The following is a 19963-nucleotide window of genomic DNA, read 5'->3' on the forward strand; positions in this document are numbered from 1 at the left end:
AAACAGTCGTCAAATATACGCTGTTTTTATTATATAACAAGTGATTTTGTGAAAAAAAGGTGAAAATCCAATTGAAAAAGGTAGGAATGTGTAATTGTTGGTAGGAATTCACAGCTCAGCCCTGTGCATTGCACGACACAATTGTAGGGGCGTATGGCATACGCCCGATGCACGACAATCAAAAATACATGCAATGATGAAACATTTGCGCATTTCGATGGTGCGTGTGCTGGGCGTATGCCATACGCCCCTACGATGCGTTCTGCAATGCATGGGGTTGTGTTCGCGCTTGGGGGATTGAGGGTCGGGGCCAGCAATGACAGACACACAAAAAAAGGGCGAAAAATAAAATTATTTGCGGAAATCTGTGTAATTTGCGTAATCCGCGTTCCAATATTACAAATCCCTATCAACTATTCTTGCAATTCATTCTGACAGAATGAAAAACTTTATTTACCTTTGCGGGAATTAGAAGTTAGTATAAAAAATTTATGATGAATCCGATTACAAAGAGTATCGACTTGGGTGATGGAAGGGCTATCACCATTGAAACCGGAAAATTGGCTAAACAAGCCAATGGTTCGGTAACTGTAACACTGGGAAACACCGTGTTACTGGCTGCAGTATGTGCGGCAAAAGATGCAAATCCGGGCGTTGATTTTATGCCGTTGCAAGTGGAGTACAAAGAAAAGTTTTCTGCTTTTGGCCGCTTCCCCGGAGGTTTTACGAGAAGAGAGGGTCGCACCTCCGATTATGAAATTCTGACATGCCGCTTGGTTGACCGTGCGCTTCGCCCGCTCTTCCCCGACGATTATCATGCCGAAGTTTTTGTTACAATAACCATGTATTCTGCCGATGGCGTCGATATTCCCGATGCATTGGCCGGATTGGCGGCATCGGCGGCTTTGTCCGTGTCCGACATCCCATTCAACGGCCCTATCTCGGAAGCGAGGGTGGCGCGTGTTGACGGACAGTTTGTGATAAATCCTACATTCGAGCAATTGGCGAAAGCCGATATGGACATTATGGTCGGCGCCACGTTAGACAATATAATGATGGTGGAAGGCGAAATGAAAGAGGTGTCGGAAGCCGAAATGCTCGAAGCCATTAAAGTAGCTCACGAAGCCATTAAAAAACAATGTCAGGTTCAACTTGAGTTGGCCGAACTTTGCGGCGCCACCCAAAAACGCGCCTACAGCCACGAAGTGAATGACGAAGATTTGCGTAAAGACGTTTGGGCAAAATGTTACGACAAGGCCTACGCCATCGCCACATCCTGCAATACAAACAAGCACGAGCGCGTTGACAATTTCGCCGCCATTGTAGAAGAATACAAAGCCGGCCTGGAAGAAGAAGCGCTGGCTGAAAAAGGCGGTTTGATTTCGCGTTACTACCACGATGTGGAAAAAGAAGCCATGCGCCGTTCCATCCTCGACGAAGGTAAACGACTGGACGGGCGTACCACCACACAAATCCGCCCAATCTGGAGCGAAGTAAGCCCGCTTCCCGAACCACACGGATCGGCCATCTTCACCCGTGGAGAAACACAATCGCTGACAACCGTAACATTAGGTACAAAATTGGATGAAAAAATCATCGACGATGTGCTCAACAATGGTCGCGAACGCTTCTTGTTGCATTACAACTTCCCGCCATTTTCGACCGGCGAAGCAAGACCGCAAAGAGGTGTAGGTCGCCGCGAAATTGGTCATGGAAACCTGGCTCACCGGGCATTAAAACCAATGCTCCCCGAGAATTACCCATACGTTGTGCGCATTGTATCGGATATATTGGAATCGAACGGCTCGTCGTCAATGGCTACCGTTTGTGCCGGAACACTGGCGCTGATGGATGCCGGTGTGAAAATCAAAAAACCGGTAACAGGTATCGCCATGGGACTTATTTCGGAAAAGAAAGGCACAAAGTACGCCATACTTTCCGATATTCTCGGAGACGAAGACCACTTGGGTGATATGGACTTTAAGGTTTGTGGAACCAAAGACGGAATTACCGCCACACAAATGGATATTAAAGTAGATGGATTGTCGTACGAAATTCTCGAAAATGCCTTGAATCAGGCACGCGAAGGTCGCCTCCATATTATGGGCAAGATATTGGAAACACTATCCGAACCAAGAGAAGACTTCAAATTGAATGTTCCTCGCATCGAAGTGATTATCATACCGAAAGACTTCATTGGCGCTGTGATTGGCCCCGGTGGAAAAATCATACAAGGCTTGCAGGAAGAAACCGGCAGTGTTATCACCATCGAAGAAATTGACAACACCGGACGCGTTGAAATATCCTCCAACCGGAAAGAATCTATCGAAGCGGCTGTGGCTAAAATCAAAGCCATCGTTACCGTTCCCGAAGTCGGCGAAATTTATCAGGCGAAGGTTCGCTCCATTATGCCATACGGTGCATTCTGCGAATTCCTTCCGGGTAAAGACGGATTGCTGCACATCTCCGAATATTCATGGGAACGAATAGAAACCATCGAATCGGTCGGATTGAAAGAAGGCGATATTGTAGAAGTAAAACTGATTGAAATAGACCCCAAGACAGGTAAGTTCAAACTGTCGCGCAAGGCGCTTTTACCCCGCCCTCCACGACCCGACAAACCGGCGATTGACAGACCGACTATTGACAGACCGGTTATAAAGAAAGAAGAAGGTCAATAAGTTTAGGACTTATTGAGAATATATTGTAAGAAGAATCATGCCGGTTTCGGTGCGATTCTTCTTTTTTTGTGAGGACGGCATGTTTGTAGAAATTAGCATACGGAAAATGCAGAATACAGAAAGAACGCCAATTACGCCAATTCACGCAAATAATTGTGGAGAATGGCATACGCCCGAAATACACAATAATCAAATCACATCGGTTGCGTTCGTAGGGGCGTATGGCATACGCCCAGCACACGATAATCAAAATACATGCAATAGTGCGTTTTGACGGTGCGTGTATCGGGCGTATGCCATACGCCCCTACAATTCGTTGTGCAATGTAAGGAATTTTGCGCCATGCTCGGGAGATTGCGGGTCGGATCCCGCAATGACAGACAAAACCCAGCAAAAAAAATCCGGCAGCAAGAACTAACATTCTGCTGCCGGATTTTTATTATTTATCTACAATAAACTTTTTACCTTATTCTATCAAGGGAGCGAATTAGTTTTTCGTCTTTCTTAATATTAATCAGAGCTAATACATTAAATATCAGGGCTATTATTGGCAGGGCTAAGCTAAACTCAATTCTCGGGAATGTCAGTTCCAACTTTTGTTGACCGGAACAGGCATAAACAGCCACTGTTATATAAAAAAGGATAATCAGACAGGTATTGATGTGGGATAGCTTTATCTGCAATTTTCGCTTTTTGTAGCAGAAAATCTCCACAAGAGCGATAAGGGCAACGATCAATCCAATGGGGATAATTCCCCGGATGGGATATGCCGATATCTGACATTCGGAGAGAATACCCCAAGACGCCAGCTCGAACAAATTACCAGCCTTGTCGATGAAAGTTGCCAACGGAAATGAGAGCGTTAACCCCATCAACACAACAACGAGCAACAGATATACCGATTGTATTCGCTGCATCATCTTTTAGAAATTGTCTTTATCTTTGGCCGGATTACGGTAATATAATTTCCCTTCCACGTATTCCTGAGCCGCGAGCAGCGTTGATTTAGGCAGTTTTTCGTAGTAGCGGGAGATTTCTATCTGCTCTCTGTTCTCGAAAACTTCTTCCAGATTATCGCCATAAGACGCAAATTCCTGAAGCTTCTTATCCAAATCCTGTTTCATTTCAACAGATATTTGGTTCGATCTCTTTCCTATAATCCTGACAGTCTCATATATATTCTGGGTATCTTTACTCAAAGACATCATATCTCGTGTAATGGTTGAGCCCGGAGCATTTGATTTTTTGTAGTCCATATTTTTATCGGGTTATTTTTTCGTTATCGTTTGTTATTTATTTTCTATTTCAGGCGTAGGTTCATCAATGTATTCTATTGCCTTTTTATAATAGTTTTGGGATTCTTTCAGGTATATCCCGTTTGGAAACATATTCAAATAATTAAAATGTTCGTCTATTACATCCCTGAAACGCAAAGCTTTCTTTTCTTCAATACTGTTCACCGCATGATCGAAACGTGATCTCAGAATCAATACCTGAAATTCCTCCGTTAATTTTGAGAACGGATAATTTTTCAATGCTTCCCGCGATGTAATTACACATGCTTCGTAGTTATTTCCCATGTAGTTTCCCATGTTGTAGTACAGCTTGGCGGCCAGGTATTCTTTGTATGCCAGTTTTTCCTGCAACTCAAACATGTATTCCTGCGCCAACTGCACTTTATCGCTTTGTGGATAAAGCTCGAGGAAGTTCTGAAATTCTTGTATGGCTTTATACGTGCTGGCCTGATCTAAACGAGGGTCGGGAGAATCGAGATACATGCCGTATGCCGAATTGTAATGTGCCAGTTCCGCAAATTCGCCTTTCGGATAAGTTGTGTAATAGGTAATATAATACTGTGTGGCAGAGGCATAATCTTTATCGTAGTAAAACGACTGAGCCAAAAGAAACAATGATTCTTCAGCATTCGAGGTTCCTTTCAAAATAGGCGCCAACTCCTCCAATAAAGTGATGGAGCGTCCGTATTTTTTCTCGTTAAAGTATTTCTTGGCATAAGTGTATTTCAACTCATAATCTGTACTTTTCAATATCTTATTGTATTCGCCACAAGCTGCGAACACAATTACAAGGGACAAAAGGAAAAGAATCTTCTTCATTTATAATTATATGATTCAGAGTTTTAATACCCAAATTTAAGTAATGGCTTCCGTATCGTAAAAAAAAGGCTGTTATTTTAGTCTTATTTAGAGTCTGTTTAAATTTTTCGGTGAAAAATCTTGAACGTTTCTAATTAGTGAATGAAAGAGGAGGTATATAAATCCGCTCCTCTTTCACGACTATTTTATTCAGCTATTTTCATTTCACTCTACGGTGTCAATATCCACAACGGTTTTACGGTTGGCCGAAACTCTGTCGAAGTCTTCTTTGGCGCCAACAACAAGTTTCTCGAACTCGCGTTGACCTGTTCCGGCAGGAATCAATCGTCCGCAAATAACGTTTTCTTTCAATCCGTCCAACTTATCTACTTTTCCGTTGATGGCGGCATCGTTCAATACTTTGGTTGTTTCCTGAAACGAAGCGGCCGACATAAAGCTGGTTGTTTGCAACGCGGCGCGGGTTATACCTTGCAGTATCTGATTGGCGGTAGCCGGTACGGCATCTCTTACCTCAATGATACGAAGGTCGCGGCGTTTCAGCATCGAATTCTCATCTCTGAGTTTTCGTGCGGTTACAATTTGCCCTGCCTCAAATGCGGTTGAATCGCCTGCATCTATAACAACTTTCTTGCCCCAGATGCGGTCGTTTTCTTCCATCATTTCGTATTTGTCGATGACTTGTTGCTCGAGGAAACGTGTATCGCCCGGATCAACAATTTCTACTTTACGCATCATCTGGCGCACAATCACTTCAAAGTGTTTATCGTTAATCTTCACACCTTGCAGACGATATACATCCTGAACTTCATTCACAATGTATTCCTGAACTGAGGTTGGCCCCATGATTGCCAATATGTCCGATGGCGTAGTCGCTCCGTCCGAAAGCGGCATACCTGCTCTCACAAAGTCATTTTCCTGCACAAGGATTTGTTTCGACAGCGGAACAAGGTACTTCTTGGTTTCACCCATTTTGGACGTAACAACTATTTCCCTGTTACCACGTTTGATTTTGCCGAACGAAACCTCGCCATCTATTTCCGACACAACAGCCGGATTGGATGGGTTACGCGCTTCGAACAACTCGGTTACACGAGGAAGACCCCCTGTTATATCGCCGGCTTTACCCACAGCGCGAGGTATCTTGACAAGCACATCCCCGGCTTTCATTTCATCGCCCTCTTCTTTCACAACGTGGGCGCTCAATGGCAAACTGTATGTCTTGATAATATTTCCTTTGCTGTCAACGATGTGTGCTTCGGGAGCTTTCGTTTTATCGCGGGATTCGATGATGATTTTTTCCCTCAAACCGGTTTGCTCGTCGGACTCAACTTTGTATGTAACATTTTCTATTAAGTTCTCGAAGCGGATATTTCCGGTTACTTCCGATATGATTACGGCGTTAAATGGGTCCCATTCGCAAATAGTATCGCCTTTCTTCACCGTATTTCCGTCCTTAAAGAATAGTTTTGCTCCGTAAGGAATATTGTGGGTAAGCAGTACGATTTTTGTATGCGGATCAACAACACGCAACTCAACCAAACGGCTCACAACAACCTGATGCTTCTTGCCGTTTTCGTCGGTTACATCAACTACACGCAGGTCGTCGATTTCCAATATACCGTCATATTTTGTAACAATGCTGTTTTCGGCAGCTATATTTGATGCGATACCCCCAACGTGGAATGTACGCAATGTTAACTGTGTACCGGGTTCACCGATGGACTGTGCAGCGATAACACCCACAGCTTCACCTTTCTGAACCATACCATTCGTTGCCAGGTTACGGCCGTAACATTTGGCGCAAACACCTTTTTTCGATTCGCAGGTCAATACGGAACGTATTTCTACCCGTTCGATAGGCGAACTTTGGATAATAGCGGCGGCATCTTCCTTGATTTCTTCACCCGATTGAACGATGATTTCACCGCTAAGCGGATGTTGTATATCGTGAACCGATACGCGACCGAGAATACGATCGTACAAAGAAGCAACAACTTCTTCGTTGTTTTTCAGTTCGGTACATACCAATCCGCGCAGTGTTCCACAGTCTTCTTCGTTGATGATAACATCTTGCGACACATCCACCAAGCGACGGGTCAGATAACCGGCATCGGCTGTCTTCAGGGCTGTATCGGCAAGCCCTTTGCGCGCGCCGTGGGTAGAGATGAAGTACTCCAGCACCGACAAGCCTTCTTTAAAGTTGGAGAGGATTGGGTTCTCAATAATCTGAGCGCCTTCTGCCCCGCTCTTTTGAGGTTTCGCCATCAATCCACGCATACCCGAAAGCTGGCGGATTTGTTCCTTAGAACCACGGGCGCCCGAATCCAGCATCATATAAACAGAATTGAATCCCTGGTTATCTTCCGACAACTGTTTCATCAAAATGTTCGACAATCTCGAGTTTACGTGCGTCCAAATATCAATAATCTGATTGTAACGTTCGTTATAGGTGATGAATCCCACGTTGTAGTTGGCAAGGATTTGCTCAACTTCATCGTATCCTTCCTGTACGAGTTTTTCTTTTTCAGCCGGAATGATTACATCCTCCAGATTGAACGAAAGACCGCCTCTAAAGGCCATGATATATCCCAAATCTTTGATGTTATCCAAGAACTCGGCGGTTTTTGCTACACCGGCCAGCTTAATCACATTACCGATAATATCGCGGAGGGATTTTTTCGACAACACTTCGTTGATGTAGCCCACTTCGGCAGGGGTGTGCTGGTTGACCAATACACGTCCTACGGTGGTGTCATGCATTACTGTTACGGTGTTGCCATTTTCGTCCAAGTCGCGTACATACACTTTTACCAAGGCATGTATATCCACTTTTTTCTCGTTGTAGGCAATAACGGCTTCTTCGGGGCCATAAAATTTCAGGCCTTCGCCCAATGCTCCCGGACGTATTTTGGTGATATAATACAATCCCAAAACCATGTCCTGCGATGGCACGGTGATAGGCGCTCCATTGGCCGGATTCAGGATATTATGCGATGCGAGCATCAACATTTGCGCTTCCAGAATGGCTTCGTTGCCCAATGGCAAGTGAACCGCCATCTGGTCGCCGTCGAAGTCGGCATTGAACGCCGTACAAGCCAAGGGGTGCAACTGAATGGCTTTTCCTTCAATCATTTTTGGCTGAAAAGCCTGAATACCTAAACGGTGAAGGGTTGGAGCACGGTTGAGCAATACAGGATGTCCTTTCATTACATATTCGAGGATGTCCCATACGACCGGCTCTTTGCGATCGACGATTTTTTTTGCCGATTTTACCGTTTTCACAATACCGCGTTCGATAAGTTTACGGATAACAAACGGTTTATATAGTTCGGCTGCCATATCTTTTGGCAAACCGCACTCATGCATTTTCAGTTCGGGGCCGACAACGATTACCGACCGTGCCGAATAATCGACTCGTTTACCCAGCAAATTCTGGCGGAAACGTCCCTGTTTACCTTTCAAACTGTCCGAAAGAGATTTCAAGGGGCGATTGGCATCGGTTTTAACGGCGCTCGATTTACGCGAGTTATCGAACAGTGAATCGACCGCTTCCTGAAGCATACGTTTTTCATTCCTCAGGATTACATCCGGCGCTTTAATATCGATCAAACGTTTCAAACGGTTGTTACGAATAATAACGCGACGATAAAGATCGTTCAAATCCGAAGTGGCGAAGCGGCCTCCGTCTAGCGGAACCAAGGGACGCAATTCGGGCGGAATAACCGGAACGATTTTCATAATCATCCATTCGGGACGATTTTTAGCTTTTGAACTGCGAAATGCCTCTACAACCTGAAGCTGTTTCAAGGCTTCATTCTTGCGTTGCTGCGAAGTATCGGTGTTCGCTTTGTGGCGAAGTTGATTGGCCAGCGAATCCAAGTTGATTCGGGACAGCATATCATAAACAGCCTCTGCTCCCATTTTCGCAATAAACTTATTGGGATCGGTATCTTCCAGCAATTGGTTTTCTTTTGGAAGTGTATCGAGGATGTTCAGGTATTCTTCTTCTGTCAACAGGTCTTTTTCGGCAATTCCTTCTTCCTCCTTGATTCCGGCTTGGACAACGACATAACGTTCGTAATAGATAATGGAATCCAGTTTTTTGGTCGGCACGCCAAGCAGGTAACCTATTTTATTAGGTAAAGAACGGAAGTACCAGATATGAGCTACCGGCACAACCAAATGGATATGCCCCGTACGTTCGCGCCGTACTTTCTTTTCGGTAACTTCCACGCCGCAACGGTCGCAGACGATGCCTTTATAACGTATTCTCTTGTATTTCCCGCAATGACATTCGTAGTCTTTTACGGGGCCGAAGATACGTTCGCAAAAAAGTCCGTCCCGTTCGGGCTTATATGTACGGTAATTTATTGTTTCGGGTTTCAATACCTCACCGCTCGAGTTTTCCAGAATTTCTTCGGGAGAAGCCAAGCTCAGTGTGATTTTTGAGAAACTACTCTTTACTTTATTTTCTTTTCTAAAAGCCATGTTTTACTGTATAAAGAGTTAATTGTATTTTGTTATAATTTTATTAATGCACTATGTAAATGAATAACTAAGAATAAATTTATTCTCAATTATTCATTCTTTATTCAATTAGTCCAGTGTTACACTAAGACCCAATCCCTTCATTTCGTGAAGAAGTACGTTCAACGACTCGGGGATACCGGCCAGTGGCATTGGCTCACCTTTTACAATGGCTTCGTATGCTTTTGAACGTCCAACAACATCATCCGATTTGATAGTCAGGATTTCCTGCAGGATGTGGGCTGCGCCGAATGCTTCGAGCGCCCAGACTTCCATTTCTCCGAAACGCTGTCCACCGAATTGCGCTTTACCGCCAAGTGGTTGTTGTGTTATCAGCGAGTAGGGGCCGATTGAACGGGCATGCATTTTATCTTCGACCATGTGTCCCAGTTTCAGCATGTAGATGATACCTACTGTTGCCGGCTGGTCGAACCTGTCACCGGTTCCGCCATCGCACAAATAGGCTTTTCCATAGCGGGGAACTCCGGCTTTATCAGTCCATGCATTCAAATCGTCGAGGCTTGCACCGTCGAAGATAGGTGTTGCGAACTTCACGCCCAATTCCTTACCTGCCCAGGCAAGCACGGTTTCAAATATCTGTCCCAGGTTCATACGCGAAGGCACACCCAGCGGGTTCAGTACTATATCAACGGGGGTTCCATCGGGTAAGAAAGGCATATCTTCCTGACGGACAATACGCGACACGATACCTTTGTTACCATGGCGTCCGGCCATCTTGTCCCCTACTTGAACCTTACGTTTTTTAGCGACATATACTTTTGCCACCTGCACAATGCCCGAAGGAAGTTCGTCGCCGATGATTAAATCGAAACGTTTACGTTTCAGTTCGGCATCCAGTTCCTTGTACTTGCGCAGATAGTTAACTATCACATATTTAATCAGTTCGTTCTTGTGTTCGTCAGTCGTCCATTTGCTCACTTGAATAGATTCGTAATCTATTGCATCAAGAGCGGCTTTGGTAAACTTGGCGCCTTTTGCAATGACGTCAACATTCAGGTAATCCTTCACGCCTTGCGATGTTTTGCCGTCGGTCAACACAAGCAGTTTGTCAACAAGTATGCCTTTCAGCTTTCCCATCTTCACTTCGTACTCTTCATCCAGCTTGGGCAGCATGGCTTTGGCCGAAAGTTTTGTTTTCCCTTTTTTCGATGCTTTAGAAAATAAATTGGTGCCGATAACAACGCCTTTCAACGATGGAGAGGCCTTCAGGGAGGCATCTTTCACATCGCCGGCTTTATCACCGAAAATGGCGCGAAGCAATTTTTCTTCGGGTGAAGGATCGGATTCTCCTTTCGGCGTAATTTTACCGATAAGAATATCTCCGGGACCTACGCGGGCGCCAATCCTGACAATACCTCTTTCGTCCAAATCGCGGGTTGCATCTTCGCTCACGTTCGGTATATCCGAGGTGAGTTCTTCCACACCGCGTTTTGTATCGCGCACATCCAGCGAAAATTCTTCTACGTGGATGGATGTAAAGATGTCTTCGCGCACGATGCGTTCGTTTAATACAATCGCATCCTCAAAGTTATAGCCTTTCCAGGGCATGAAAGCCACTTTCAGGTTTTTACCAAGCGCTAATTCTCCGTTTTCAGTCGAATAACCTTCGGTCAATATCTGACCGCGAACAACCCGCTCGCCTTTTACACAAATAGGGCGAAGGTCGATGGTGGTATTCTGATTCGTTTTTCTGAATTTCGGAATAGTATATGTTTTAATAGAATTCTCGAAGCTTACAAATTCTTCGTCTTCTGTACGGTCATATTTAATTTTAACTGTGCCGGCATCCACATAAACAACTTCTCCGGCTCCTTCGGCCACAATTTGTGTCCGCGAGTCCTTAATCAATTGTCCTTCGATACCTGTACCCACAATAGGCGCCTCGGGACGCAACAACGGAACAGCCTGACGCATCATGTTCGAGCCCATCAAGGCGCGGTTGGCATCATCATGTTCGAGGAAAGGAATCAACGAGGCGGCGATGGATGCGATTTGCGTTGGCGAAACGTCCATCAATTCCACATCTCCCGGAGGAACTACCGGATAATCGGCATCCTGACGCGATTTGACACGCGTGCGGATAAATGATCCGTCTTCTTTCAAGGGGGCGTTTCCCTGTGCTATAATTTTTTCTTCTTCTTCTTCGGCAGCCAGATAAATAATGCCTTTTTCCGAGAGGTCAACTTTTGAATTAGCTACCTTCCGGTAAGGTGTTTCAATAAATCCGAGTTCATTGATTTTGGCATATACGCAAAGCGAGGAAATCAAACCGATATTTGGTCCTTCAGGGGTTTCAATCGGGCATAAACGGCCATAGTGCGTATAGTGAACGTCCCGCACCTCAAACCCTGCTCTTTCGCGCGAAAGTCCACCGGGTCCAAGCGCCGACATACGGCGTTTGTGGGTGATTTCGGCCAAGGGGTTGGTTTGATCCATAAACTGCGACAGGGCATTTGTGCCGAAGAATGTATTAACAACCGACGAAATGGTCTTGGCGTTAATCAAATCTACCGGAGTAAACACCTCGTTATCACGCACATTCATCCTTTCGCGGATGATACGCGCCATACGGTTCAGGCCTACGCCAAACTGGTTGTACAACTGTTCGCCTACTGTGCGTACACGCCGGTTGCTCAAGTGGTCGATGTCATCAACTATCGCTTTCGAGTTTATCAACTCAATCAGATATTTAATGATTTCGATAATATCTTCTTTGGTCAAAACACGGATGTCGTCGCCTGTTGACAGATTCAATTTTTTGTTCAATCTGTAACGTCCAACTTCGCCCAGGTCATACCGCTTTTCCGAGAAGAAAAGGCTGTTTATAACTTCACGCGCGCTGGCGTCATCAGCAGGTTCGGCGCTTCGCAGCTGCCTGTAAATATGACGAACCGCGTCTATTTCCGAGTTACTCGGGTCTTTTTGCAGCGTATTATAGATAATGGTGTAGTCGGAGCTGTTCTGGCTTTCCTTGTGTAAAAGGATAGATGAAACGCCCGATTCCAGAATCTCGTCAAGATGATCTTGTTCGAGTATTGTTTCGCGTTCTATAACAACTTCGTTACGTTCTATAGATGTAACCTCTCCGGTATCTTCATCAACAAAATCTTCCATCCATGTTTTCAGTATCCTGGCTGCTAATTTGCGCCCAACCACTTTTTTCAGATTTTGCTTGGTTATTTTCACCTCTTCGGCCAGGTCGAATATTTCCAGAATGTTTCTGTCGCTTTCAAACCCAATTGCCCGAAGTAATGTTGTAACCGGTAATTTTTTCTTTCTATCAATGTATGCATACATGACATTGTTGATGTCGGTAGCAAACTCTATCCACGAACCTTTGAAAGGTATTATACGGGCAGAATACAGTTTAGTTCCGTTTGCGTGCAGGCTTTGGGCGAAGAAAACACCCGGTGAACGGTGAAGCTGGGATACAACAACACGTTCGGCGCCGTTTATAACGAAAGTACCTTTTTCTGTCATGTACGGGATTAATCCAAGATAAACATCTTGAATTACAGTATCAAAATCTTCATGATCGGGGTCGGTACAATACAGTTTGAGTTTTGCCTTGAGGGGCACACTGTATGTTAATCCGCGTTCAACGCACTCATCAATTGTGTAACGAGGCGGATCGATGAAATAATCCAAGAACTCTAAAACAAAATTGTTACGCGTATCGGTTATCGGAAAGTTTTCGGCAAAAACTTTGTACAGGCCTTCTTTTTTTCTTTTTTCCGGTGGTGTATCAAGTTGTAAAAAATCTTGAAACGACTTTAATTGTACTTCAAGAAAATCCGGATAGTGTAGCGGATTCTTGATTGAAGCAAAATTGACTCTTTGTTTATTTGTTGTTGAAGACATGGGATACTCTATTTTATGAACTTATTTATTTTTGACGCAAAAAGGTTAAGAACCTTCTCAACGAAGGTTCCTAACCAAATACCCTGATTACAGGACAGTTTTATTTAAGTTCAACTTCAGCTCCAGCTTCTTCCAGTTGTTTTTTCAATGAATCTGCTTCATCTTTTGTTACACCTTTTTTCAATTCGCTTGGAGCAGCGTCAACTAAATCTTTAGCTTCTTTCAAACCTAATCCGGCCAATTCTTTAACAGCTTTAACCACTGCTAATTTGTTTGCGCCAGCCGCTTTAAGGATTACATCAAAAGAAGTTTTTACTTCTTCTTCAGCCGCAGGGCCAGCCGCAGGGCCGGCAACAGCAACAGCTGCAGCAGCGGGTTCGATACCGTATTCTGATTTTAGGATTTCAGCTAATTCGCTAACCTCTTTTACAGTTAAATTTACTAGTTGTTCAGCAAAAGCTTTCAAATCTGCCATTTTTTATATGTTTTAAAGTTGTTATTACTTCTTGTTAATTAAAATAAATTATCTTTTTGACAGAGTCTCTAATACCCCATGGATAGTAGTTCCTCCCGATTGAAGAGCCGAGATAACATTCTTGGCCGGCGCCTGCAATGCTGCAATAACATCGCCAATAAGTTCGTTCTTGCTCTTGATATTGATCAATGCTTTCAAGTGTTCTGCGCCCACGTAGAAGCTTTCTTGAACATACGCCGCTTTGAGTGAAGGAACGGTGTCCTTTCCGGCGAATTTTTCAATCAGTTTGGCAGGTGCATTGGCGGCATTAGAAAACATGATTGCCGTGTTGCCTGTAAGTGCAGGAGCCAATTCCGAAAAATCGGTATCAAGCGATTCCAGGGCTTTATTCAGCAATGTGTTTTTAACGACCAGCAACTTGATGTCTTGCTTAAAGCATTCGCGTCTCAACCGACTTGTTTTTGCCGCGTTAAGCGAAGCAATATTAGTCAGGTAGAAGTTATCGTACTCCTTGATGGTAGTGGCGATTGTTTCTACTATAGCGCTTTTTTCTTCCTTTCTCATAATCCAGTCAATTTTTAATTTTCATCTACGGTTTTAGGGTCAATTTTGATACCCGGACTCATCGTACTTGAAAGAAATACACTCTTAACGTAAGTACCTTTAGCAGCTGTCGGTTTCAGTTTAATCAGCGTTGCGATAAATTCTTTTGCATTATCTCTTATCTGATCGGCTGTAAACGACACTTTACCTACTGAAGCATGAATGATACCTGTTTTATCCACTTTAAAATCAATTTTACCTGATTTTACTTCGGATACAGCTTTTGCAACATCCATTGTTACAGTTCCACTCTTGGGGTTTGGCATCAATCCTCTAGGTCCTAAAATACGGCCTAAAGCGCCTATCTTACCCATAATTGCAGGTTGTGTGATGATAACGTCAATATCTGTCCATCCGCCTTTGATCTTTTCGATGTACTCGTCAAGACCAACGTAGTCGGCGCCAGCTTCTTTAGCGGCAGCCTCTGCATCGGGCGAACACAATACCAGCACTCTCACCTGTTTTCCTGTTCCATGGGGCAGAGATACCACCCCTCTTACCATTTGATTAGCTTTTCGCGGGTCAACACCCAAGCGAACATCCACATCAACCGAAGCGTCAAACTTTGTGTTTGTGATTTCTTTCACTAAAGCCGAAGCTTCTTTCAGTGTATAAGATTTTCCCGCTTCAATTTTACTGAAAGCTAACTTTTGATTTTTTGTAAGTTTACTCATTTCTTTCAATTGAAGTTTTGTTATTTAACATCCGGGAAAGCCCCTTTTACTGTGATACCCATACTTCTTGCTGTACCGGCAACCATTTTCAGTGCAGATTCAATCGTGAAGCAGTTTAAATCGCCCATTTTATCTTCGGCGATAGCTTGCACTTGTTCCCAAGTTACTTCAGCTACTTTTTTACGATTGGGTTCTGCCGATCCGCTTTTAAGCTTAACCGCCTCAAGTAATTGTATTGGCACAGGTGGATTCTTAACAATAAAATCAAACGACTTGTCAACATAGTAGGTAATGACCACTGGCACTACTTTACCTGCTTTGTCTTGAGTTCTGGCATTAAATTGCTTGCAAAAGTCCATGATGTTAATCCCCTTCGAACCCAATGCAGGGCCTACAGGAGGAGATGGATTTGCTGCACCGCCTTTAATTTGAAGTTTTAATTGTCCAGCAATTTCTTTAGCCATTTCTTGTTGTTTTTAATTTTGTTTTTTGATTTAGAAATCAAGAAAGAACAATGTCCGAGCACGTAACAAAACTTGTTATTGTTCTTTTTCGACTTGCATATAGGTTAATTCCAATGGCGTTTTACGTCCAAAGATTTTAACCATCACCTTAAGTTTCTTTTTCTCAGTATTCACTTCTTCTACAATGCCCGAGAATCCGTTGAATGGCCCACTGGTAACCTTCACGTTTTCGCCAACAATGTATTGAATGTCCATTTCGCCCTCTTGCTCGTCCAACTCGTCCATGGTGCCCAATATCCGGTTTACTTCGGATTGACGCAATGGCTGGGGATTAATTGCATCCGGTAGAAAACCGGCTACATAATTAATGTTCCTTAGTTCGTGAACAACTTCGCCAACCAAAGCGGCTTCTATCAGGATGTAGCCGGGGAGATAAGGTTTTTCTCTCAAAACCTTCTTCCCGTTACGGACGATATAAGTCTTTTCGGTTGGGATGAGAACCTGAGAAATGTACTTTCCTAAGTCGGTCTTCCTCATCTCTGACTCAAGATATTCTTTGACTTTATTTTCTTTTCCGCTAACAGCACGCAAAACGTACCATTTCTTTTCGATTTCAGTCATTTTTTTAAATCTTCAAGTTAGAGTTCATACAAGTCCGTAGAAAAGTTTCAATGCCCATTCAAACAATGAGTCCACCCCAAATAATACGATTGCCATTATGAGGGAAGCAATTAAAACCACAATAGCGCTGCTGGATAGCTCTGCTTTTGTAGGCCAAGAAACTTTATATACAAGTTCGTTGTAACAGTCTTTAATATAGTTAAATATCTTCTTCATTTAATCTTACGATTTTGCACGGGTGGAGAGACTCGAACTCCCGACACCTGGTTTTGGAGACCAGTGCTCTACCAACTGAGCTACACCCGTAAATTGTCTTTATCTAAATAAAATAGCCAATATAGACACCAATAGGGCAATCGCCCAACCAATAATATTTACTAGTTTCCATTTTTTCTCTTTTTGCTGGCGTTCTAAATCGTCTTTTTGTTGTTTCTCCTGCTTTTTAATTAATTCCTGATGAAATTCTCCTATTGAAGGAATATGTCTGTCCACTTCTCTTACAAAATTTTCCAAACGGCTTGCAGCCTCAAAATAATACTCATAAGTATCGCTTCCTAAAACACTGTCCTTGACTTTTGTATCAAAATCTCTTTCTTGTCTTTTTATTTCCCTTATTTTTGCTGTTGCTTTTTCAATGTCAAAAATTTGAGGACGGATACTTTTGTAATATTCAGGAAAACCTCCATTAATCTCATCACTTGAATATTCACCTAACACATTTTTTATGTAATCAATATGAATTATGCAAATTAGCTCGTAAGCATCATAACCTGCCCTTAAAAGATGACTCTCTGCCCCTCTAAATTCCTCATGACTTCCAGCGCTATCATCTCGCTTTTCAATCATTCTCATGACATGGTCAAAAGCATTCCTCAATTCATTATGAGGCCCAAGATACGACTTTTTTTCCCTATCATAATTCTCAAGAAAGGCAATAGCTTCTCTTGATCTAATGTACAAGTCATGGAGATAAACTAAATTCTCAATTAATACATTCTCCCCTGTCATGGCAACCTCGCGCTTAAAACCTTATCTATATAAGACTCTGCTTCGGCTTCTGTTGCAAACATCCCATTCATAAGGCGAACACTACCTCTAACTTTTTTGAATACAATCTTGGATTTATCCTCAAATCTATCCAATGGAATGTCTAACACATTACGAGTTCCTGTAGCTTCGAAAAGCAAGGTCTGTAACTCATCCCTATAGGTACTATTCATCGCGACTTAATTAATAATTCCTAAAATATTACATTTATTTCTTTGGGAGAGAACTACTCTCATCCTCTCCCAAATGAAATAGTCTGTATTATTCAATAATTTCGGTGATCTGACCGGCGCCTACTGTACGTCCACCTTCGCGGATAGCGAAACGAAGACCTACGTTACATGCTACCGGGTAAATCAGCTCTACGGTAATTGTCAGGTTATCACCCGGCATAACCATATCGGTTCCTTCGGGGAGCGTAATTTCTCCGGTTACATCCAATGTGCGGATATAGAACTGAGGACGATATTTGTTATGGAATGGTGTATGACGGCCACCTTCTTCTTTTTTCAGGATATAAACCTCTGCTTTGATGATAGTGTGAGGTGTAATCTTTCCGGGATGGCAAATTACCATACCACGCTTGATTTCGTCTTTGTCGATACCACGAAGCAAAAGACCTACGTTATCACCAGCCTGACCTTCGTCAAGAATCTTACGGAACATTTCTACACCGGTAACAACCGATTTTTTACCTTCCGAGCCAAGTCCGATGATTTGAACTTCTTCACTTGTCTTGATGATACCTGTTTCGATACGACCTGTTGCTACTGTACCACGACCTGTGATAGAGAACACGTCTTCAACCGGCATCAAGAATGGTTTGTCAACATCGCGGGGAGGCAGTGGAATCCATGTGTCAACATTGTTCATCAATTCCATTACTTGTTCTTCCCATTGTGCAATACCGTTCAATGCTCCAAGAGCAGATCCGCGGATAACAGGGGTGTTGTCGCCGTCGAAATCGTAGAATGAAAGAAGTTCTCTCATTTCCATTTCAACCAGTTCAAGCATTTCGTCGTCGTCAACAATGTCGCATTTATTCATAAACACCACCAATTTAGGTACGTTTACCTGACGTGCCAGAAGGATGTGTTCGCGAGTTTGAGGCATAGGTCCGTCGGTTGCAGCTACTACAATGATAGCTCCGTCCATCTGAGCAGCGCCGGTTACCATGTTCTTCACATAGTCGGCATGTCCCGGACAGTCAACGTGAGCGTAGTGGCGAACAGCTGTTTCGTACTCTACGTGTGAGGTATTAATAGTGATACCACGTTCTTTTTCTTCAGGAGCGTTATCGATTTGATCGAAAGATTTTACTTCTGAAAGTCCTTTCTTCGCCAATACGGTAGTAATGGCAGCAGTTAAAGTTGTTTTACCGTGGTCAACGTGACCGATTGTACCGATATTTACGTGTGGTTTCGACCGGTTAAAATGTTCTTTTGCCATAATAAAAATGTATTTATTTAATTAATGATTGCTCGTTTTATTACTATTCAAAAAATATGTGTTTAGCAAACACACGTTACAAAAACAAAAATCAGAGCCCATGACGGGACTTGAACCCGTGACCTCTTCCTTACCAAGGAAGTGCTCTACCAGCTGAGCTACATTGGCTTAAAATTATTATCACTTAACTCGAATTTCATTAAAATATCCGTCAAGTGATATAAATGTCGTTTCTTTTTTCAATTCTATTGATGCATGATTCCAAAACAACACTTGCACACGAAAATTCTTACTCTTAATTTTTCGTATTACAGGGATATAATCCGCATCGCCAGCAATAAGAATAAAAACGTCTTTGGTAGGATCTGCATCTATACAATCGCTAAGCATGTCAACGACCAACTGAGTATCCACCCCTTTCTCTTTATTGTTGTAATTCCTGTCAACAATAATAGGCTCAAACCCTACTTTTTCCGCCATATTCCAAACAGAATCTGATTCAGGAGGACGAGAGCCATAAAACTTAGCTGTTTTGATAGGCTTATTATTCGCTATATCCAGCACCTTACCAAAATCAAGCCTGAATGTGTTATCGAAATCTCTCGTTTCGCTTGCAGTAACAATATCCGGTGATGTACCACGATATACCGCCCCCAACCGTTTTCCTTCTATCCACAAATTGGAATTATCTAAATAAACAAATGCTGCCATAACTTATTCTTTTCTATAACGATTAACTATTCAAAGAGCGGAAGACGGGGCTCAAACCCGCGACCCTCAGCTTGGAAGGCTAATGCTCTATCAACTGAGCTACTTCCGCAATGTTCTTTCGGACAAAAGTAAGAAAATAGTTTGATTAACAAGCGATAACAACAAATTAAGTTATCAAAATAAATCATAAAACCACTACTTTCCCCCTGTCCACTCCTTCGTTTCACTTCGAGCCTCTTGACGGATTCGAACCGCCGACCCCGAGATTACAAATCACGCGCTCTGGCCAGACTGAGCTAAAGAGGCATTGATACCAACGCTCCACTTTTACGTGAAACGGCGACAAAATTAGAAATTATTTTCTTATTTGCAAAACTTTATGAGGTTTATTTTTTCAGTTTCGCGCATTTCATTTTTTCTGTTATTGCTATTGGGAATAAATTAAGCTCTCCCCAAAGAACCGTGGTTGATAACTATCACTACAGAGAACATGGAATACAGGAACGCAAATTGCGCAGATTACGCGAATTATCGCAATTTATATATTATTAAATCGGTCAATTCTCAAAACAAGAGTGATTTATTTGTGTAATCTGCGTAATTTGCGTTCTTTCTGTGTTCGAATATCTACCCACACACATTTTCGGTATGTTCCACTTTATTTAATTACAACCGAAAAAGCCCCGCACTAAAACCGTGCAGGGCTTTTTCATTA

At 43.1% G+C, this 19963-nt stretch carries 15 protein-coding genes and 4 tRNA genes; 1 reads left to right on the forward strand and 18 read right to left on the reverse strand.

The window, feature by feature from the left end; translation table 11 throughout:
* Positions 1 to 491: 491 nt before the first annotated feature.
* Positions 492 to 2681, forward strand: a complete 2190-nt coding sequence (pnp, locus tag ACYPWY_RS09825) for a polyribonucleotide nucleotidyltransferase (protein ID WP_459685356.1) — start codon at positions 492 to 494, stop codon at positions 2679 to 2681.
* Between the two features lie 461 nt (positions 2682 to 3142).
* Here the strand turns inward: pnp and ACYPWY_RS09830 are convergent, their stop codons facing one another.
* The 18 genes from ACYPWY_RS09830 to ACYPWY_RS09915 all read right to left on the reverse strand — a co-directional run bounded on the left by ACYPWY_RS09830 (position 3143) and on the right by ACYPWY_RS09915 (position 19554).
* Entirely contained in the window at positions 3143 to 3601 is a 459-nt protein-coding gene (locus tag ACYPWY_RS09830; protein ID WP_459685357.1) for a DUF4293 domain-containing protein, read from the reverse strand.
* Between the two features lie 3 nt (positions 3602 to 3604).
* Positions 3605 to 3937, reverse strand: coding sequence for a DNA-directed RNA polymerase subunit omega (locus ACYPWY_RS09835; protein WP_459685358.1), 333 nt, complete (start codon positions 3935 to 3937; stop codon positions 3605 to 3607).
* 33 nt (positions 3938 to 3970) lie between these two features.
* A complete protein-coding gene (locus ACYPWY_RS09840) occupies positions 3971 to 4795 on the reverse strand; it encodes an outer membrane protein assembly factor BamD (protein ID WP_459685359.1) in 825 nt (274 codons plus the stop codon).
* A 204-nt stretch (positions 4796 to 4999) separates the two neighbouring features.
* Positions 5000 to 9283 (reverse strand): DNA-directed RNA polymerase subunit beta', encoded by a 4284-nt coding sequence (rpoC, locus tag ACYPWY_RS09845; protein WP_459685360.1) that lies wholly within the window; start codon positions 9281 to 9283, stop codon positions 5000 to 5002.
* A gap of 108 nt (positions 9284 to 9391) precedes the next feature.
* Entirely contained in the window at positions 9392 to 13204 is a 3813-nt protein-coding gene (rpoB, locus tag ACYPWY_RS09850) for a DNA-directed RNA polymerase subunit beta (protein ID WP_459685361.1), read from the reverse strand.
* Positions 13205 to 13304: 100 nt separating this feature from the next.
* The gene (gene rplL / locus ACYPWY_RS09855; RefSeq protein WP_459685362.1) at positions 13305 to 13679 is read right to left on the reverse strand and encodes a 50S ribosomal protein L7/L12; all 375 of its coding nucleotides are present in this window, start codon (positions 13677 to 13679) and stop codon (positions 13305 to 13307) included.
* 48 nt (positions 13680 to 13727) lie between these two features.
* Positions 13728 to 14243 (reverse strand): 50S ribosomal protein L10, encoded by a 516-nt coding sequence (gene rplJ, locus ACYPWY_RS09860; protein ID WP_459685363.1) that lies wholly within the window; start codon positions 14241 to 14243, stop codon positions 13728 to 13730.
* 14 nt (positions 14244 to 14257) lie between these two features.
* Positions 14258 to 14956 (reverse strand): 50S ribosomal protein L1, encoded by a 699-nt coding sequence (rplA, locus tag ACYPWY_RS09865; protein ID WP_459685364.1) that lies wholly within the window; start codon positions 14954 to 14956, stop codon positions 14258 to 14260.
* A gap of 20 nt (positions 14957 to 14976) precedes the next feature.
* Positions 14977 to 15420 (reverse strand): 50S ribosomal protein L11, encoded by a 444-nt coding sequence (gene rplK, locus ACYPWY_RS09870; protein ID WP_459685365.1) that lies wholly within the window; start codon positions 15418 to 15420, stop codon positions 14977 to 14979.
* A gap of 75 nt (positions 15421 to 15495) precedes the next feature.
* The gene (nusG, locus tag ACYPWY_RS09875; RefSeq protein WP_459685366.1) at positions 15496 to 16041 is read right to left on the reverse strand and encodes a transcription termination/antitermination protein NusG; all 546 of its coding nucleotides are present in this window, start codon (positions 16039 to 16041) and stop codon (positions 15496 to 15498) included.
* 24 nt (positions 16042 to 16065) lie between these two features.
* Positions 16066 to 16257, reverse strand: a complete 192-nt coding sequence (gene secE, locus ACYPWY_RS09880) for a preprotein translocase subunit SecE (protein WP_459685367.1) — start codon at positions 16255 to 16257, stop codon at positions 16066 to 16068.
* Between the two features lie 17 nt (positions 16258 to 16274).
* Positions 16275 to 16347, reverse strand: a tRNA-Trp gene (locus ACYPWY_RS09885).
* Between the two features lie 9 nt (positions 16348 to 16356).
* Positions 16357 to 17049 carry a hypothetical protein gene (locus ACYPWY_RS09890; RefSeq protein WP_459685368.1) on the reverse strand — a complete coding sequence of 231 codons (693 nt, stop codon included), beginning with the start codon at positions 17047 to 17049 and terminating at the stop codon, positions 16357 to 16359.
* A gap of 300 nt (positions 17050 to 17349) precedes the next feature.
* Positions 17350 to 18537 (reverse strand): elongation factor Tu, encoded by a 1188-nt coding sequence (gene tuf / locus ACYPWY_RS09895; protein ID WP_459685369.1) that lies wholly within the window; start codon positions 18535 to 18537, stop codon positions 17350 to 17352.
* A 95-nt stretch (positions 18538 to 18632) separates the two neighbouring features.
* Positions 18633 to 18705: transfer RNA gene (locus ACYPWY_RS09900), tRNA-Thr, on the reverse strand.
* A gap of 12 nt (positions 18706 to 18717) precedes the next feature.
* Positions 18718 to 19248 carry an NYN domain-containing protein gene (locus ACYPWY_RS09905; RefSeq protein ID WP_459685370.1) on the reverse strand — a complete coding sequence of 177 codons (531 nt, stop codon included), beginning with the start codon at positions 19246 to 19248 and terminating at the stop codon, positions 18718 to 18720.
* A 36-nt stretch (positions 19249 to 19284) separates the two neighbouring features.
* A tRNA-Gly gene (locus ACYPWY_RS09910) sits at positions 19285 to 19357 on the reverse strand.
* A 122-nt stretch (positions 19358 to 19479) separates the two neighbouring features.
* A tRNA-Thr gene (locus ACYPWY_RS09915) sits at positions 19480 to 19554 on the reverse strand.
* Between the last annotated feature and the right edge of the window lie 409 nt (positions 19555 to 19963).

This window comes from Viscerimonas tarda (assembly GCF_054601255.1).

Excerpts from the sequence above, each read along its gene's own strand:
- pnp (WP_459685356.1), top strand. The coding sequence starts at position 492 with ATGATGAATCCGATTACAAAGAGTATCGACTTGGGTGATGGAAGGGCT.
- ACYPWY_RS09830 (WP_459685357.1), bottom strand. The coding sequence starts at position 3,601 with ATGATGCAGCGAATACAATCGGTATATCTGTTGCTCGTTGTTGTGTTG.
- rplK (WP_459685365.1), bottom strand. The coding sequence starts at position 15,420 with ATGGCTAAAGAAATTGCTGGACAATTAAAACTTCAAATTAAAGGCGGT.
- ACYPWY_RS09890 (WP_459685368.1), bottom strand. The coding sequence starts at position 17,049 with ATGACAGGGGAGAATGTATTAATTGAGAATTTAGTTTATCTCCATGAC.
- tuf (WP_459685369.1), bottom strand. The coding sequence starts at position 18,537 with ATGGCAAAAGAACATTTTAACCGGTCGAAACCACACGTAAATATCGGT.
- secE (WP_459685367.1), bottom strand. The coding sequence starts at position 16,257 with ATGAAGAAGATATTTAACTATATTAAAGACTGTTACAACGAACTTGTA.
- rpoC (WP_459685360.1), bottom strand. The coding sequence starts at position 9,283 with ATGGCTTTTAGAAAAGAAAATAAAGTAAAGAGTAGTTTCTCAAAAATC.
- rpoB (WP_459685361.1), bottom strand. The coding sequence starts at position 13,204 with ATGTCTTCAACAACAAATAAACAAAGAGTCAATTTTGCTTCAATCAAG.
- rplJ (WP_459685363.1), bottom strand. The coding sequence starts at position 14,243 with ATGAGAAAGGAAGAAAAAAGCGCTATAGTAGAAACAATCGCCACTACC.
- ACYPWY_RS09840 (WP_459685359.1), bottom strand. The coding sequence starts at position 4,795 with ATGAAGAAGATTCTTTTCCTTTTGTCCCTTGTAATTGTGTTCGCAGCT.
- nusG (WP_459685366.1), bottom strand. The coding sequence starts at position 16,041 with ATGACTGAAATCGAAAAGAAATGGTACGTTTTGCGTGCTGTTAGCGGA.
- rplA (WP_459685364.1), bottom strand. The coding sequence starts at position 14,956 with ATGAGTAAACTTACAAAAAATCAAAAGTTAGCTTTCAGTAAAATTGAA.
- rplL (WP_459685362.1), bottom strand. The coding sequence starts at position 13,679 with ATGGCAGATTTGAAAGCTTTTGCTGAACAACTAGTAAATTTAACTGTA.
- ACYPWY_RS09835 (WP_459685358.1), bottom strand. The coding sequence starts at position 3,937 with ATGGACTACAAAAAATCAAATGCTCCGGGCTCAACCATTACACGAGAT.
- ACYPWY_RS09905 (WP_459685370.1), bottom strand. The coding sequence starts at position 19,248 with ATGGCAGCATTTGTTTATTTAGATAATTCCAATTTGTGGATAGAAGGA.